The 15,917-nt window shown below is 65.8% G+C and carries 19 protein-coding genes and 1 riboswitch; of the genes, 10 read left to right on the plus strand and 9 right to left on the minus strand.

Annotation, left to right across the window (positions count from 1 at the left end):
- Positions 1–134 precede the first annotated feature (134 nt).
- Entirely contained in the window at positions 135–812 is a 678-nt protein-coding gene (locus EDF56_RS10840; protein ID WP_132387160.1) for a response regulator transcription factor, read from the plus strand.
- 142 nt (positions 813–954) lie between these two features.
- Here the strand turns inward: EDF56_RS10840 and EDF56_RS10845 are convergent, their stop codons facing one another.
- On the minus strand, positions 955–1,881 hold the full coding sequence (locus tag EDF56_RS10845; protein ID WP_132387162.1) for a MipA/OmpV family protein: 927 nt from the start codon (positions 1,879–1,881) through the stop codon (positions 955–957).
- A gap of 91 nt (positions 1,882–1,972) precedes the next feature.
- Positions 1,973–2,521: a GNAT family N-acetyltransferase gene (locus EDF56_RS10850; protein WP_132387164.1), complete on the minus strand. Its 549-nt coding sequence runs from the start codon at positions 2,519–2,521 to the stop codon at positions 1,973–1,975.
- 119 nt (positions 2,522–2,640) lie between these two features.
- Between EDF56_RS10850 and crtY the strand changes: the two genes are divergently transcribed.
- From crtY to EDF56_RS10880, 6 genes are all read left to right on the plus strand, one after another.
- Complete coding sequence (gene crtY / locus EDF56_RS10855) at positions 2,641–3,855, plus strand: lycopene beta-cyclase CrtY (protein WP_132387166.1); 1,215 nt, start codon at positions 2,641–2,643, stop codon at positions 3,853–3,855.
- A complete protein-coding gene (locus EDF56_RS10860) occupies positions 3,852–5,345 on the plus strand; it encodes a phytoene desaturase (RefSeq protein ID WP_132387168.1) in 1,494 nt (497 codons plus the stop codon). Before crtY ends, EDF56_RS10860 begins: the two co-directional genes overlap by 4 nt.
- A complete protein-coding gene (locus tag EDF56_RS10865) occupies positions 5,342–5,779 on the plus strand; it encodes a hypothetical protein (RefSeq protein ID WP_132387170.1) in 438 nt (145 codons plus the stop codon). Before EDF56_RS10860 ends, EDF56_RS10865 begins: the two co-directional genes overlap by 4 nt.
- A 1-nt stretch (position 5,780) precedes the next feature.
- Positions 5,781–6,377 (plus strand): TIGR00730 family Rossman fold protein, encoded by a 597-nt coding sequence (locus tag EDF56_RS10870; protein WP_132387172.1) that lies wholly within the window; start codon positions 5,781–5,783, stop codon positions 6,375–6,377.
- Between the two features lie 7 nt (positions 6,378–6,384).
- Positions 6,385–7,371, plus strand: coding sequence for a phytoene/squalene synthase family protein (locus EDF56_RS10875; RefSeq protein ID WP_132387174.1), 987 nt, complete (start codon positions 6,385–6,387; stop codon positions 7,369–7,371).
- A gap of 444 nt (positions 7,372–7,815) precedes the next feature.
- Positions 7,816–7,962: a lmo0937 family membrane protein gene (locus EDF56_RS10880; protein WP_132387176.1), complete on the plus strand. Its 147-nt coding sequence runs from the start codon at positions 7,816–7,818 to the stop codon at positions 7,960–7,962.
- Between the two features lie 12 nt (positions 7,963–7,974).
- Here the strand turns inward: EDF56_RS10880 and EDF56_RS10885 are convergent, their stop codons facing one another.
- The 4 genes from EDF56_RS10885 to EDF56_RS10900 all read right to left on the minus strand — a co-directional run bounded on the left by EDF56_RS10885 (position 7,975) and on the right by EDF56_RS10900 (position 10,739).
- Entirely contained in the window at positions 7,975–9,246 is a 1,272-nt protein-coding gene (locus EDF56_RS10885) for a multidrug effflux MFS transporter (protein ID WP_132387178.1), read from the minus strand.
- Between the two features lie 71 nt (positions 9,247–9,317).
- Complete coding sequence (locus EDF56_RS10890) at positions 9,318–9,707, minus strand: type II toxin-antitoxin system death-on-curing family toxin (RefSeq protein WP_132387180.1); 390 nt, start codon at positions 9,705–9,707, stop codon at positions 9,318–9,320.
- A 5-nt stretch (positions 9,708–9,712) separates the two neighbouring features.
- Positions 9,713–9,940 carry an AbrB/MazE/SpoVT family DNA-binding domain-containing protein gene (locus tag EDF56_RS10895; RefSeq protein ID WP_132387493.1) on the minus strand — a complete coding sequence of 76 codons (228 nt, stop codon included), beginning with the start codon at positions 9,938–9,940 and terminating at the stop codon, positions 9,713–9,715.
- A gap of 40 nt (positions 9,941–9,980) precedes the next feature.
- Positions 9,981–10,739 carry a DUF72 domain-containing protein gene (locus tag EDF56_RS10900; protein ID WP_132387182.1) on the minus strand — a complete coding sequence of 253 codons (759 nt, stop codon included), beginning with the start codon at positions 10,737–10,739 and terminating at the stop codon, positions 9,981–9,983.
- A 72-nt stretch (positions 10,740–10,811) separates the two neighbouring features.
- Here EDF56_RS10900 and EDF56_RS10905 point away from each other — a divergent pair, with 72 nt between their 5' ends.
- A complete protein-coding gene (locus tag EDF56_RS10905; protein ID WP_132387184.1) occupies positions 10,812–11,120 on the plus strand; it encodes an alkylphosphonate utilization protein in 309 nt (102 codons plus the stop codon).
- A 164-nt stretch (positions 11,121–11,284) separates the two neighbouring features.
- Here EDF56_RS10905 and EDF56_RS10910 read toward each other — a convergent pair whose 3' ends face one another.
- Together EDF56_RS10910 and thiC are read right to left on the minus strand one after the other, a co-directional pair.
- Positions 11,285–11,569: a hypothetical protein gene (locus EDF56_RS10910; protein ID WP_132387186.1), complete on the minus strand. Its 285-nt coding sequence runs from the start codon at positions 11,567–11,569 to the stop codon at positions 11,285–11,287.
- Between the two features lie 132 nt (positions 11,570–11,701).
- On the minus strand, positions 11,702–13,582 hold the full coding sequence (gene thiC / locus EDF56_RS10915; protein ID WP_132387188.1) for a phosphomethylpyrimidine synthase ThiC: 1,881 nt from the start codon (positions 13,580–13,582) through the stop codon (positions 11,702–11,704).
- Positions 13,583–13,630: 48 nt separating this feature from the next.
- Positions 13,631–13,776: riboswitch (TPP riboswitch) on the minus strand.
- Between the two features lie 46 nt (positions 13,777–13,822).
- Between thiC and EDF56_RS10920 the strand changes: the two genes are divergently transcribed.
- Positions 13,823–14,455: an SOS response-associated peptidase family protein gene (locus EDF56_RS10920; protein WP_132387190.1), complete on the plus strand. Its 633-nt coding sequence runs from the start codon at positions 13,823–13,825 to the stop codon at positions 14,453–14,455.
- A 3-nt stretch (positions 14,456–14,458) separates the two neighbouring features.
- Here the strand turns inward: EDF56_RS10920 and EDF56_RS10925 are convergent, their stop codons facing one another.
- On the minus strand, positions 14,459–14,857 hold the full coding sequence (locus EDF56_RS10925; RefSeq protein WP_132387192.1) for a hypothetical protein: 399 nt from the start codon (positions 14,855–14,857) through the stop codon (positions 14,459–14,461).
- Between the two features lie 107 nt (positions 14,858–14,964).
- On the opposite strand from EDF56_RS10925, the gene EDF56_RS10930 reads away from it, so the two are divergent.
- Positions 14,965–15,561, plus strand: coding sequence for a uracil-DNA glycosylase family protein (locus EDF56_RS10930; protein WP_132387194.1), 597 nt, complete (start codon positions 14,965–14,967; stop codon positions 15,559–15,561).
- Positions 15,562–15,917 lie beyond the last annotated feature (356 nt).

Consider the following 15,917-nt stretch of genomic DNA (forward strand, 5'->3'; position numbering starts at 1 on the left):
ATGCCGCGCGCGTGTGACAGGCCCGTGACCCTTCGCGCCCTTCATGCGGTGTTTGCTCCAGACCCGATCCAGCGCCGATGGCGCTCCCGCCGCAGGCGGGGTAGAACTCCGAAAGACCACAGGGGGAGAACAATGTGGCCGCGGACTTCGTGAGCCCGGAGCGGGCGCTGATCGTCGACGACCATGCGCTGGTCCGCGACGGCCTGCGCACGGTCTTCGAACAGGCCTTCCCGGCCTGCGAGGTGCTGGACGCGGCGGACCTTGCCGAAGCGCTGGACAGGTTGGAGAGTTCCGGCAGAGACATCGGTGAGCAGGGCGGCGATGTCGATCTTGTCCTGCTGGATCTCCTGATCCCCGGAATCGAGGGGCTATCCGGGCTGGAAACGCTGCGCGGCCGCTTCCCGACGGCGCCGGTGGTGATCGTCTCGGGCGTGTCCGACCCGCAGGCGGTGCGCAGCGCGCTGGCGGCAGGCGCCGCCGGGTTCGTGCCGAAATCGCTGAGGCGCGACCAGCTTGTCGAGGCCCTGCGCCTGGTACTGGCGGGCGGGATCTATCGCCCGGAACTCCTCGCCGGAGACCCCTACGCGGCCGAGGACGCCTCGATCCGCGCGCGGATAGACAGCCTGACACCGCAGCAACGCGTGGTGCTGGGCCAGCTTGCGGCGGGCAAGCTCAACAAGCAGATCGCCTATGAACTGGATGTCTCGATGACGACGGTGAAGGCCCATGTCTCGGCGATTCTGCAGAAGATGCATGTCTTCAGCCGCACGCAGGCGGTGATCCTTGCCAACCGGATCGATTTTCGCGGGTGAGGTCGGGTATTTGGGGCTAACGCGGCGGTCCCGCTTTTTTGCGACCTCGCGAGGAAGAACAAGCGGGGCCCCCGCCTTCGCGGGGGCGACGAGGACGGGACGTGTTCCCCTTCAGCCGATCGATGCTCACGCGGGATCCAGCCTAAAACGTGTAGGACACGCCGCCGCCCAAGGTCCACTGGTTGGAGCTGCCCCGCAACGAGGTGAACGGCGTGCGCTTGGCATCGTTCAGCATGGCCGAATAGTTCAGCGCCGCGAACAGCGCGAAGCCGCCATCGGTGAAATCGCCCGAGAGGTCATAGCCTGCGAGGATACCCGCGCTCACGCTGCTCCAGCCGCCCTTCGCGTCGAATTCCGGCAAGCCGCTCTTGGCCGACTGTTCGGGCGTGACCGAGAAGTAATAGCGCGCGTATTTGTCATCGACATGGTGCGCGCGCACGTTGAGCGCGACGATCACCGCCTTGCTGAGCGGGGTCTTATACGTGATCCCGGGGCTCCAGGTCATGCCGTGGTAGGCATTCACATCCCACATCACGTCCGTCGAAAGCGTCAGGGAATCGTAGGGATTGAGCAGCCGGTTGGCGGTGACGCCGGTATTGACGCCGAATTCGATCGCCGGGTCGAGCTTGCCGAGCGATTTGACCACCGGGTCCTCGATATGCCGGACCCGGTTGTATGAAATCGACCCCACCGGGCCCAGTTCGAAGCCGAACTTCGCGTCCTTGCCGTCCGGGATCAGGTCCAGCGATACGCCGCGCGGGCGCGGGTTGATTTTTACGCCGTGAAACCGGCCCATCACGACGGGTATCGCCGAGAATACCTGATCGTTGGAGCCCTGATAGCTCGGCCCGTAGAGGGCCCCGACGCCGATGAGCAGATAGTCGCCCTTCATCACGTCCTTGTGAGGCTTGGCGGTGCTGTCCGCGCTATCGCCGCTGGCAGTGGCGGCGTCGCTGCTGACATCGCTGGTCCCGGCGGCATCCTGCGCGGCGGCGGGGGCAAGCGGAAAGGCTGTGGCAAGCAGCGCGAAAGGTAAGCCAAGGGTAAGTGCAGTCGGCGGAAAACGCATGGGATTTCTCTCCATCCTTTCCCCACCAACGCCTGTCGCGCCGTGCGGTTGCGAGATAGCGCGCGTCAGCGGGTCGGGGTACGCCGCCCGTTCAGGTCACGGTCTCCTGCGGAAGCGACTGGTTTCCCTCGTCCAGTTGGCGCTGCATGATGAACACGTCGAGCCACTTGCCATGCTTCCACCCGGCACCCGCAAGCGTGCCGACCGGGCGGAAGCCCGCGCGGGCATGGAGCACGACCGAGGCCGGTTCGCTTTCGGCAATCACCGCGAAGGCCTGCCGGAACCCCCGCGCCTCGCACTGGGCCAGCACCGCGCCGAGCAGGGTGCCACCGATGCCGCGCCCGACGCTGGTGGGCTCGACGAAAATCGTGGTCTCGACACTGTAGCGATAGCCCACGCGCGGGCCGTAGCGATGCGCGAAGCCGAAACCGATCACGCGCCCGGTCTCTCCGCCGTCGCGCACCAGCACGAAGGGATAGCCAGCCTCCAGCGTGGCGGCGATGCGCCGGCGCGTTTCCGCTTCGCTCGGAGGCTCGGTTTCGAAAGTCGCGGTGCTTTCCAGCACGTAATGCGCATAGATTTGGGCGACCGCGGCGGCATCGTCCAGCCGGGCGTCGCAAACAGTCAGTTCCCCAGTCATCGTCATAAATATGCCGTAAACCTAACGGGCTGCCAAGCTGCGCATCCGGGAACACTAAATCCCTTCGGGTAACCGACTGAGCCGTTCCATTTATCCATTATCCGCCTAAACGTGGTGCGATGACTGCTCGCACCTGCAACCTGGCGATCCTTGGCGGCGGCCTTGCCGGCGCGTTGATCGCGCTCGCGATGGCGCGGCACCGTCCGGACTTGCGCGTGCTGCTGATCGAGCGCGGCAACACGCTGGGCGGCGAGCATGTCTGGTCGTTCTTCGAAAGCGATCTGAACGCGGAGGGTCGCGCGCTGGTGGAACCGCTGGTGGCGGCGCGCTGGCCCGGATACGACATTCACTTTCCCGCATTTTCGCGCAGGCTCTCCACCCCCTATGCCAGCGTGACGAGCGACCGGCTGGACAGCGCTGTGCGCGCGGCGTTGCCTGCGGAAGCCGTGCTCACCGGGGCGGACGTGCACCACGCCACGCCGGTCTCGGTCACGCTGGCGGATGGCACCGAGATTGCCGCCGATGCAGTGATCGACGCGCGCGGCGCGCGGGCTCTGCCCCACATGGCAGGCGGATGGCAGAAATTTGCGGGGCAGATGCTGCGCCTCTCCGCGCCGCACGGGCTCGACCGCCCGGTGGTGATGGATGCGCGGGTCGAGCAAGTGGACGGCTATCGCTTCGTCTATGCCCTGCCCTTCTCGCCCACCGAGGTCTTCGTCGAGGATACGTACTACGCCGATAGTCCCGTGCTGGACCTGCCGGTGCTGCACGCCCGCATCGCCGACTATGCGCGGCAACGCGGCTGGCAGGTGGCGGCTGTGGACTATCAGGAAACCGGGGTACTGCCGGTGATCGCCGCCGGGGATTTCGAGGCGTTCTGGGCCGCGACGGGCGAACCGGAAATGGCGCGGGCCGGGACGCGTGCAGCGCTGGTTCATCCGCTCACGTCCTATTCGCTGCCCGACGCGGTGCGGTTCGCGCATCATCTCACCACTCTCGACAACCTCTCAGGCAACAGCCTAGGAAGGGCCAGCCATGCATGGGCCGCAAACCATTGGCGCGGGGGGCGCTACTATCGGATGTTGACTCGCATGCTGTTCGCTGCCGCACCGCCCGGTGCGCGCTGGCGCGTGCTCGAACGTTTCTACCGGCTGCCCGAGCCGCTGGTGGAGCGTTTCTACGCGGGCCGGTCAACGCTGGCAGACCGCGCCCGGCTGCTGATCGGTCGTCCGCCGGTGCCGGTGGGTGCCGCGCTGGCCAGCCTTTCCGGCGGCGGCAGGGCGCTTGCGGACCTTGGCGCCGATTTTGGCATCACACGGGAACCTTCGCGATGAATACTGTCGAGTCCAGCAGGGCCTGCGTCGTCGGCGCCGGTTTCGGCGGCCTCGCCCTCGCCATCCGCCTGCAAAGCGCGGGCGTGGCAACCACTCTGGTCGAAGCGGGCCAGCAAGTGGGCGGCCGCGCCTGGGTCCGCGAGCAGGAGGGCTTCACGTTCGACGGTGGCCCCACCGTCATCACCGATCCCGCCGCCCTGCGCGAACTCTGGGCCCTGTCCGGCAACGACATGGCAAGCGACATCGAACTGATGCCGGTCATGCCGTTCTACCGGCTCAACTGGACCGACGGCGTGACGTTCGATTACGCGAACGACGAGCCGGCGCTGCGCCGCGAGATCGCCCGCGTCGCCCCCAACGATATCGGCGGCTACGAGGAATTCTCGCGCTATGCCGCCGGGGTCTATCAGGAAGGCTACGTCAAGCTGGGGCACCAGGCATTCCTCGATTTCAGCAGCATGGTGAAGGCCGCGCCGGCGCTGGCCCGCTATCAGGCCTGGCGCTCGGTCTATTCGATGGTCAGCCACTATGTGAAGGACGAGCACCTGCGGCAGGCGCTCTCGTTCCACACGCTGCTGGTGGGCGGCAATCCGATGACCACCAGCGCGATCTATGCGCTGATCCACAAGCTGGAAAAGGACGGCGGCGTCTGGTGGGCGCGCGGCGGCACCAACAAGCTGGCGCAGGCGATGGCCCGCCAGTTCGAGCGGATCGGCGGCACCCTGCGGCTGGGCGACAAAGTCGCGCACATCCACACGGTGGGCGACCAGGTTACTGAAGTCGAATGCGAGAGCGGCTGGAAAGCCCGCTTCGACGCCATCGCCAGCAATGGCGACATCATGCACTCCTACCGCGACTTGCTGGCAGGCAGCATGCGCGGGCAGGAAATGGCCAAGAAGCTGGCGCACAAGCGTTATTCGCCCAGCGTCTTCGTCGTCCACTTCGGCCTTGAAGGGGCATGGCCGGGCATTCCGCACCACTCCGTGCTGTTCGGCCCGCGTTACAAGGGCCTGCTGGACGATATCTATGAGCACGGCGTGCTGCCGCGCGACTTCTCGATCTATCTCCACCACCCCAGCGTCACCGATCCCTCGATGGCGCCCGCCGGCAAGAGCACGTTCTATGCGCTGGTGCCGGTGGCCAACATGGGCAAGCTGCCGGTCGACTGGGACGAAGTGGGCCCGGTACTGGAACGCCGTGTGCTCGCCGAAGTGAGCCGCCGCCTGATCCCCGATCTGGACGACCGGATCGTCACCAAGTTCCACTATGCCCCGCCCGATTTCGAACGCGATTTCGGCGCCTACAAGGGCAATGCCTTCAGTCTTGAACCGCTGCTGACGCAGAGCGCATGGTTCCGGGGGCACAACCGGGACGACAAGCTGAAGAATTTCTACCTCGTCGGCGCGGGCACTCATCCGGGCGCGGGCATTCCCGGCGTCGTCGCCAGTGCCAAGGCCACCGCCAAGCTGATGGTCGAGCAACTGCGATGAGCCGCGAGGTCAACGCGCTGAATGCCGCATGGGGCTGGACCGGCGTCACCTTCGCCGAAGTGGTGGCGCACAGCCTGATGGGCCATGCGCTGGTCACCGACAGCACCGGCGCCTTCCACTACCTCGACCCCGACCTTGGCGAACTGACGCTCTTGGGCGACGAGGCCGCCGCCAGCGCGCACATGGCGCTGGAAGAGACGCAGGCGATCTGGCGCGCCACGGCCCTGGTAGAGGCGGCGGCGAAGCGGCTGGGCCCGCCCGCGATTGGGGAAGTCTACAGTCTCACGCTTCCGGCGCTGCTCGCGGGAGACTATGCGCACGAAAATCTGATCAGGATCGAATTCGTGAAACTGATCTTTCTTACCGGCGACCTTGCCCGGCAGACACGCGATCTGCCGGATGGCGCGCCGGTCCAATTGAAGGTTATCGACTGACATGAAGCGTCTCGCGGTCTACTGCGGCTCGGCCACCCCCGCCGATCCGCGCTATATCGAACTCGCCCGCGAAGTGGGTGCGACTCTGGCCCGCAAGGGCATCGGCGTCGTCTACGGCGGCGGCAGACTGGGCCTGATGGGCGCGGTGGCCAGCGGCGCGATCGAGGCCGGCGGCGAAGTGATCGGCGTGATCCCCGAAGCGCTTACCGGCACCAACGGCGCGGGCGGCGAAGTTGCCAACCACGACTGCACCGAACTCCACATCGTCAAGACCATGCACGAGCGCAAGGCCGAGTTCACGCGCCTGTCGGACGGCTTCATCGTCATCCCCGGCGGTGTCGGCACCATGGACGAGCTGTGGGAAGCGGTGAGCTGGGCCCAGCTCGGCTATCACGACAAGCCGGTGGGCGTGCTCAATGCCTTCGGGTTCTACGACCTGCTGCTGGCCTTCAACCGCCACATGGCCGAAACCGGCTTCGTGCGCCCCGCGCATCAGGGCATCATCATGGCCGAGACCGAGCTGGAGGCCTTGCTGGACCGCATGGCGGCGCATGAGCCGATCGTGCCGATCGTCCGGATGGACCCGAAGACGCTCTAGACCCACCATGACGTCCGATCGCACCGCTCTGGTAGAGGCCGCCCGCAAATCGATCCGCAAGGGTTCGAAAAGCTTTGCGGCGGCCAGCCGGCTGTTCGATCGGACCACGCGGGAGCGGGTCTGGCTGCTCTACGCCTGGTGCCGCGCCTGCGACGACATTGCCGACGAGCAGGACCACGGCCGCGCCGCCCGCGCGGTGCCGCTGGGCACGCGGCTCGCCCCGCAGGACCGGCTGGCGACGATCCGCACACTGACCGAACTCGCGATGGCGGGGGAGACCACCGGTACCCCCGCTTTCGATGCGCTGGCGCAGCTCCGCCGCGAAGTGCCGATTGCCGATGGGCTGATCGAGGACGTGCTGGCCGGCTTCGCGCTGGACGCCGCCGACTGGCGTCCCCGCAGCGAAGCGGACATGCTGCGCTATTGCTACCACGTCGCCGGGGCCGTGGGGGTCATCATGGCGCTGGTCATGGGCGTGGACGCCGGGGACGACGACACGCTGGACCGAGCCTGCGACCTTGGCATCGCGTTCCAGCTCGCCAATATCGTGCGCGATGTCTGGGAGGATGACGCGCATGGCCGCTGCTACCTGCCGGAAGAATGGCTGGCCGAAGCCGACATCCCGCCCGGCGAAGTGACCAAGCCGCACTATCGCGGCGCGCTGGTGCCCATGGTGGCGCGCGCCTGCGGCCTCTCGCGCGATTACGAGGCATCGGCCCGCGTCGGCGCCACCCGGCTCGCCTTCCGCCAGCGCTGGGCGGTGCTGGCCGCCGCCGATATCTACGGCGGCATTGCAAGAGACGTGGAGAAACTGGGCAGCCACGCCTGGGACCACCGCGTGCGCACGTCGGGCATGCGCAAGCTGGTATATCTCTGGCAGTCCTGGTGGGAAGCGCGGCGATCTCCGCCGCTGGACGCCGCCCCGCACCCGGCCCTGTCACGCCGCGAACTGGCGGACATGGCGCATGGCCGGACGGTTCACCAACCCGGCTGACGAACTTGCGAGGCGAGGCGAGGCCAGCCCGCTTCGCAATCGAAACAAGCCTCCGCTGAACCATAAAACCCGTCGTCCCCGCGAAGGCGGGGACCCCGCTTTCTTCTCGCAAGTCCCCGCCCATACGCAGCGGTCACACAATCAGGAACAAGCGCACAAAAACAGGCAGGCCGCCGGTTCTTCCCGGCCGGCCCGTCATGCCTGTCAATTTTCTGAAACTGTGGACCCGAGGGGCGGTAGCGAGATGCGCGCAAGGGCGATTCGCGGTCGCAGGGGGACCATGCCCGGCCCGATACCGGACGGCAACCGCCCGGCGCCCTGCAATCTGCCGTCTGCCCCGCGCCTGAGACGAGTTGCATTTTTCGGCATCCAGACCGCACCGTCGCATGCAGCCAAGCGCGCCCATGCGCGTTTCTATCGGTGTCTCACGAAGGAGAAGATGCCATGCTTTTCACCATCGCCGCCATCCTCATTGTTCTCTGGCTGCTCGGCTTTGTCGTGTTCCACGTTACGGGCGCGCTGATCCATGTCCTGCTGGTGGTCGCGATCATCGTCGGCCTTGTGCAGCTGTTCCGCGGCCGAAGCGTCTAGCCCGTCAGGCCGCTAGAACTCGTGCCCCGCCGTTGGCGGGTGCGCCTTGTAGAAGCCGGGCGGGTTGACCCTGCGGAAGAGCCGCCCCTTCTCCGAATACAATACCAGCACCAGTGAAATCAGCCCGCAGACCACCATGGCGCCCAGGATCGGCCGCGCCGTCCCGTCATAGGCCTGCCCAATCAGCGAGCCGAGCCCGGCGCCCAGCACCGTACGCACGAACGACATGACCGAAGCCGCCGCGCCCGCGATCCGCGCGAACGGCTGGAGCGAGATCGCCTGGAAGTTCGCACCGATGAAGCTCATCATGCACATGGTGGCGGTCATCAGCGGGATGAAGGTCCACAGCGTCTCGCCGCGCATCGCCAACGCCAGATGGATCGCGGCGAACAGGATGTAACAGAGCAACGCCGTGTGCGAGACACGCCGCGCGCCGAACTTCTCGACAATGCGCGAATTGGCGAAGTTGGAGCAGGCCATGACCAGCGCCATGCTGCCGAACACCAGCGGGAAAAGCGTGCCCGCGCCGAAGTGCTCGCCCACCAACTGCTGCGCCGAGTTGATGTAGCCGAACAGCGCGCCCTGCACGAAAGCCGCGCCAAGGAAATAGCCCAGCGAAGCCCGCTCCTTCAGCGCCATCGCCATGTTGCCCGCGATCACGCGTGGCCGGATCGGCTGGCGATAATCGGCATGCAGCGTCTCGGGCAAGCGGAGCGCGCTCCACACGAGTACCAGCACGCCCATCGTGCACATGATCCCGAAGATCCAGCGCCACCCGGCAAAGAGCAGCACCGTCTGCCCGATCATCGGCGCCACCATCGGCACGACCATGAACGTCATCGCCACCAGCGACTGCGTGCGGGCCATGCGGTCGCCATCGAAACGGTCACGCAGGATCGTCATCGGCATGACCATCATCGCCGAACAGAACGCGCCCATGAACCCGCGCGCGATCAGCAGCAGCATGAAACTGCCCGAAATCGCGCAAAGGAAGGCGGTGAGCACGTAAGCCGCAATCGCGGTAATCACCACCGGCCGCCGCCCGAACCGGTCCGCCAGCGCGCCGGGAAACAGCGAGCCGAGCCCCGAGCAGATAAGGAAGACGCCGACGATAAGCTGGCGGCTGTTCGGATCGGTGAGCCGCAAATCGTGCGAGATCGCGCCGAGCGCGGGCAGCATGACATCGATCGAGAGCGCCATCAGCGCCTGGAGCGAGGCCATCAAGGCGACGAATTCGACTTCCCCCATCGGGAAGCGGTCGGACCTGGCATCGGCGGACTGCATGCCCAAGCCCATGCCGCATGCGCGAAGCGAGCGCCAGCCCCTTGCCGCGGTTTCCGTGCTTTGGAGCCGATTCAGGGCCGGGCGATGTGTTCCCGGAACCAGTCGGCCAGTTCCTCTTCCGACAGATCGCCCCCGGCAAGTGCCACGAAAGCGACGACCATTTCGGCATCGCTTGCCGTGAGGACATGGCCGTTCAGCATCAGGAAGGTTTCCGCGATCACTGCCGCCGTGCGCTTGTTGCCATCCACGAAAGGATGATTGCGCGCAATCCCAAAGGCATAGGCCGCCGCCAGCGCGCAAGCGTCCGGTTCGCCATATTCCGCGAGATTGCGCGGACGCGCCATGGCGCTTTCAAGCCCGCCCCGATCCCGCACGCCATCTCCGCCGCCGTGTTCGACTATCTGCTCGGCATGCGCCGCCAGAGCGACCTCATCGGCGATCCAGACCCAGGCTCTTGCCACGATGGCTACTTGGCCAGTTCGCGCAATGCCCGCTTGCGCCGCGCCATCACCTCGCGCGCAGCCGCCATCTGCGCCTCGAAATCCGGCTCCGCCGCCGAAAGCTCGATCCCGCGCGGTGTGACGACCACCGACAGGGCCTCCCCCACCTCGGCATGCAGATGCGTGAGCAACTCCTTGGGCAGGATAACACCTGCCGAATTGCCGATCCGGGTGATCTTGAGCGTGGTGTTCATACGCAAGTTATAACGAATTCACGGCATGGATGCGAGGGGGTCAGCGCAGCTTTTCGATCAACGCCATTGCGGCGGCGGGGGCTCTTTCCTTGGCGCCGTTGATGAAGAAGATGAAGACTTCCTTGCCGTCCTTCGACCAGTCGCGGGCGCGGTTTGCCCAGGCATCGAGTTCGGCGTCGGGATAGCCCTGCTCAATTTCGGCGCGGGCGTTCTGGAGGCGCGCGTAGATGAACGGCGCATTCTCGGTGGTATCCATCACCGGGTACTTCGGGGAATCGGCAAGGATCACGGCAACCCCGGCCTTGTGGACGAGATCGAAGAATGCCGGATCGTCAAAGCTCTCGTGACGCGCCTCGATGGCGTGGCGCAGGGTCAGGCCCTCGTGCCTTGCGGGCAGCAGGGCCAGGAAGGCGGCGATTTCGTCGGCATCGAACTTCTTGGTGGCGGCGAGTTGCCAGTTGATCGGGCCCAGCTTGTCGCCCAGTTCGACCAAGCCCTGCTCGACGAAATTCATGATGCTCTCTCCCGCCTCGCCAAGGTTCTTGCGGTTCGTGCAATAGCGCGAGCCTTTCAGCGCGAAGTGGAAGCCGTCCGGCACGGTGTCGCGCCACTTGGCGAAGCTGGCCGGTTTCTGGCGGCCGTAGAAAGTGGCGTTGATCTCGGTGCCGGTCAGATTCTGGCCGACATATTCCAATTCGCGCGCCTTGGAGACCGTCTTGGGGTAGAACGTCTCGCGCCAGGGGTCGTAGCTCCAGCCGCCGATACCGATATGGATGCTGCCCTGCTTGCCCGCGCTCATGCCCGATCTCTCCTTGGTGCTCGCCAAAGCCAGCTTGCCCTGTCATGGGCAGCGATAACAGGAGAATACGACATGTCGGGCGACGACGAAGACTATATCTACGACGAAGAGAGCGGCGAATGGCTGCCCGCTTCCGAGCTTGCGGCCAAGCGCGCGGCGGCGGACACCATCGAAGTGCGCGACGCGGTCGGCAACCTGCTGGCGGACGGCGATGCGGTGACGCTGATCAAGGATCTGGATGTGAAGGGCGCGGGGCAAACGCTCAAGCGCGGCACGCTGATCCCCTCGATCCGGCTGACCGGCGATGCGCAGGAGATCGACTGCAAGTATCCGGGCATCAAGGGCCTCGTCCTGCGTGCGGAGTTCGTGCGCAAGCGGTAGTCGCGCGCCGAAGCCATCGCTCCCATTCGTCATTGCGAGCGCAGCGAAGCAATCCAGAGGCGCGTGGAGCCGCTCTGGATTGCTTCGCTGCGCTCGCAATGACGAGGAATGGGGCGAGAATACAGGCTAGGCTAGCGGGGATGCGGCAGACGCCGCGGATCCCTCTACCCCTTGGAAAGCCGCTTGCGATTGGCCCTGACGCGTTTGCGGTAGTGCCGCACGGCCTTGCGCGCCGCCTTTTCGGGCGCGATCGGGCCGCCCCAGAACAGCTTGGCCGCCAGTTCGGCATTGGCCTCCACCTTTTCGGTGACCATGCGCATGTTTTCGTGGCTGCTGCCCTGGCCGGTCATCATGTCCGAGGTCCGCATCCCGATAACCATCATGGAATCGGCCCAGAGCCAGTAGCTTTCTTGGGCCAACTTCATCCAGTCGGCAGTGGGGTTGTGCATGGAATCGGAACTCCTGAGTGGTCCTCATTCTAGCATCCCCTTTCGCAACCGCGAAGGCGAGAGACCCCGTTTTTCTTGCAGTGCAGCGCAAAAAGAAACGGGACCCCGCCTGACGGGCGAATTTGCGCGGGTTCAGTCGTGCTCGCGGCCGCCCGCGCCCATGTAGAGTTCGCTGCCGGTTTCCCTGAACACCTTGCTCATTTCCTGCATCCCGGCCTCCGCAGCGCGTTCTTCGACCGGCTCGGGATGCGCGGCGAGGAATGCGTCGCTTGGCTGGTTCTGCTTGGCCGCGAAGTCCCTCACTTCCTGGCTGATCTTCATCGAACAGAACTTCGGCCCGCACATCGAGCAGAAATGCGCGGATTTGGCGCCTTCGGCCGGAAGCGTCTGGTCATGGTACTGCTCGGCGGTGTCGGGATCGAGGCTGAGGTTGAACTGGTCGCGCCAGCGGAACTCGAAACGGGCGCGGGACAGCGCATCGTCGCGGACTTTGGCGGCCGGGTGCCCCTTGGCCAGATCAGCGGCATGGGCGGCCAGCTTGTAAGTGACGACGCCGACCTTCACGTCGTCGCGGTCCGGCAGGCCAAGGTGTTCCTTGGGCGTGACGTAGCAGAGCATCGCCGTGCCGTACCAGCCGATCATGGCCGCGCCGATGCCGCTGGTGATGTGGTCGTAACCCGGCGCGATATCGGTCACGAGCGGCCCGAGGGTGTAGAACGGCGCTTCGCCGCAAGCCTCAAGCTGCTTTTCCATGTTCTCCTTCACCTTGTGCATCGGCACATGGCCCGGCCCCTCGATCATCACCTGCACATCCTGCGCCCAGGCGCGCTTGGTGAGTTCGCCAAGGGTGTAGAGTTCGGCGAACTGCGCCTCGTCATTGGCGTCCGCGATCGAGCCGGGGCGCAGGCCGTCGCCCAGCGAGTAGGCGACATCGTAGGCCTTCATGATCTCGGTAATCTCGTCAAAGCGCTCGTAGAGGAACGATTCCTTGTGATGGGCAAGGCACCACTTGGCCATGATCGATCCGCCGCGACTGACGATGCCGGTCACGCGCTTCGCCGCAAGCGGCACGAACGGCAGGCGCACGCCGGCGTGGATCGTGAAATAGTCCACGCCCTGCTCGGCCTGTTCGATCAGGGTGTCGCGGAACACTTCCCAGGTCAGATCCTCGGCAATGCCGCCGACCTTTTCCAGTGCCTGATAGATCGGCACGGTGCCGATCGGCACGGGCGAGTTGCGGATGATCCATTCGCGGGTGTCGTGGATGTTGCGCCCGGTGGAGAGATCCATCACCGTGTCCGCACCCCAGCGGATCGACCAGACCATCTTGTCCACCTCGCTCGCCACGTCGGAGGCGACGGCGGAGTTGCCGATATTGGCGTTGATCTTGACGAGGAAATTGCGGCCGATCGCCATCGGCTCGCTTTCGGGGTGGTTGATGTTGGAGGGGATGATGGCCCGGCCGCGCGCCACTTCCTCGCGCACGAATTCGGGCGTCACGTAATCCGGGATCGCCGCGCCCCAGTCTTGCCCGTCGCGGACGTATTCCTTCAGCATTGCACGGCCGAGGTTCTCGCGCTCGGCGACGTATTCCATCTCCGGCGTGATGATGCCGGCCCTCGCGTAGTGCATCTGGCTGACGTTCATGCCCGGCTTGGCGCGCAGTGGGCGTTTCACCACGTTGGGGAAGGCCGGGACGCCGCCTGAGCGGTCAGGGCCGAGCTGGCCGTTGTCTTCCGGCTTCACGGCGCGGGCGTCGTATTCCTCGACATCGCCGCGCGCCATGATCCATTCGCGGCGCTTGACGGCAAGACCCGCCGCGATGTCGATGGTGACGTTTGGATCAGTGTAGGGGCCGGAGGTGTCGTAGACACGAACCGGCGCCTCGCCCGATCCGGGCTCAAGGTGGATTTCCCGCATGGCAACGCCGAGCGGCCCGACGTGAATCTTCTTCGACCCGCGAATAGGGCCAGTGGTAACGCCGATTTCCAGTTTGGAATTGATGTCGGCCATAAGCGATTTCCTTCGACTTATGGACGAAAGAAAGGTCGCGACAGAATAGTCCTGTGGCCCGCCCTTCCCTCCGCCCGTGTTAACGGGTTCAGGTTCAACGGGTCGGGCAGCGTGACCTGCCCCTCTCAGCCATTTGTTTCCGTTCGGCTTTCGGGATTCGAAAGCCTTGGGCACAAGCTCCCCGGGGATGGCGGGGACAATAGACGCGGCGTTTACAGGCGTCTAGACCGCCAACGAGACATGCCGGTAATCTATCGCCTCGACGCGCCCGCCTCCGAAGTCGCCCGTGCCATGGGCGCGGAAGCGGGCAATGATCCGTGGAGCGGCGGCCCGATTTCCGCCGGTGGCTTCGCGCCCGTCATCACCATGGGGCGCGAGTTCGTGGCGGGTCCGCGTCCGCAGCACCGCCTCCCCCGCCGCATGATCCCGCGCCTCTGGGGCGTGCCCCCGCCGCCCGCCGCGTTCGACGAGCGCCGCCACGGCATTCTCACGGTCCGCAATCCGGGCAGTCCGTTCTGGACCGGCAACCTCCGCAACAGCGAATTCCGCTGCCTCGTCCCCGCCACCGCCTTCATGGAATGGGGCAAGGCGGACCCGCGCGACGGCAAGCGGCGGCAATGCTGGTTCGGCACGTCCGACCAGCCGATCTTCGCGATGGCGGCGGTGTGGAAGGACAGCGAAGTGCCCAGCTTCGCGCTGCTCACCTGCCCCGCCAATGCAGCACTGCGCAGCGAGGGGCGCGACACCATGCCGGTGATCCTGCCCGCCGATCCGGCCGCGCACGACCTCTGGCTGCGCGGCGAATGGAAGCGGGCGGCGGAACTGATCGCGCCTTACTCCTCCTCGCTGATGACCATGCGCGTGGCGGGATGATATTCAGCGATTGATGAGGGCCGCCGCGATCAGCGCAAGCCCGAAGGCGGCCGAAATCCACGCCCATACTCTCGACAGGGGGCTGAACCGCCTGATCCAGACCCCGAGGTAGCGGTCGGGAATGGCAAGGATCAGCAGCGCCTCCGCCCCCATCAGCACGCCGATCACGTTCATCACGCGCGACAGCCAGTCGGGTGAGGGCCACGGGTTGAGGAACCAGATCGCCACGCCGACGGGGAACTCGATCATGGCCGTCAGGAGTTGCAGCGCGGGCGAGCGCGTGATCTCGTCCAGCAGTTTCTGCCAGTGGCCCGGCCGACGCAATTCGCCAAGGCTGGTGAAGAGCGTGAACAGTCCGAGAAGCAGCGCGGACCAATGGGAAATCGGCACAAGCTCGTTCATGCGGAACCTCCGTATCTGAACAAGTGCCGGAAAGCGTTGTCGTTCCCGGCGAGCCCCGCGATCACCCAAGGCTTGCGGCGGGGATCGGGGAGCGCCATTTGCCTCCCGTGACCGATACGCCTGCCGACATCGATGCCCTGCTCCGCGCGATCCGGGCCTGCCGTGTCTGCGCGGCAAGCCTCCCGCACGAACCGCGCCCGGTGGTGCAGGCGGGCGCGGGCGCGCGCATTCTGGTGATCGGGCAGGCGCCGGGCAGCAAAGTCCACGCCAGCGGCATTGCCTGGGACGACGACAGCGGCAACCGCTTGCGCGACTGGACCGGTCTATCGCCGGAGACGTTCTACGATCCCGCGCGGGTGGCCCATATGCCCAGCGGCTTCTGCTATCCCGGCAAGGGTGTCGGCGGCGACCTGCCTCCGCGCCCGGAATGCGCGCCGCTGTGGCACGGGCCTTTGCGCGCTGCGCTGCCCGAGGTGCGGCTTACGCTGCTGGTGGGCCAATATGCGCAGAAACTTTACCTCCCGCGCGGCTTTGCACCCAATTTGACCGAGGCCGTCCGTCGGTGGCGCGAGGCGCCGGAAGGGCTGTTTCCGCTGCCTCATCCGGCATGGCGGAGCCGGTTGTGGATGGGGAAGAATCCGTGGTTCGAGGCGGAAGTTCTGCCCGATTTGCGAGCGCGAGTGCGTGCGGCGCTGGGGGATTAGGGTTGGCCTAAGAGGGCCCGCTTCGAATTGTGCGGTGCGCTTCTCTCGTTTCCGCTCAGGTTGAGCCTGTCGAAGCCGCCGAGGTGGGGCGCGAGGCCTCCATCCTTCGACAAGCTCAGGATGAGCGGAGTTGGGGCTGGAGATGTTCGCGCTCCGCAACACGAGATCATCCCCTGCCCCCTCCCAACCCCGCTCAGGCTGAGCCTGTCGAAGCCCCCGAGGCGGGGCGCGAGGTCTCCATCCTTCGACAAGCTCAGGATGAGCGGAGTGGGGGTGGAAATGTTCGCACTCCCCAACAGGAGATCATTTCCTGCCCCCTCCCAGCCCCGCTCAGGCTGAGCCTGTCGAAGCCCTCG

The sequence above is a fragment of the Novosphingobium sp. PhB165 genome, assembly GCF_004341845.1.
Classification (GTDB): Bacteria; Pseudomonadota; Alphaproteobacteria; order Sphingomonadales; family Sphingomonadaceae; genus Novosphingobium.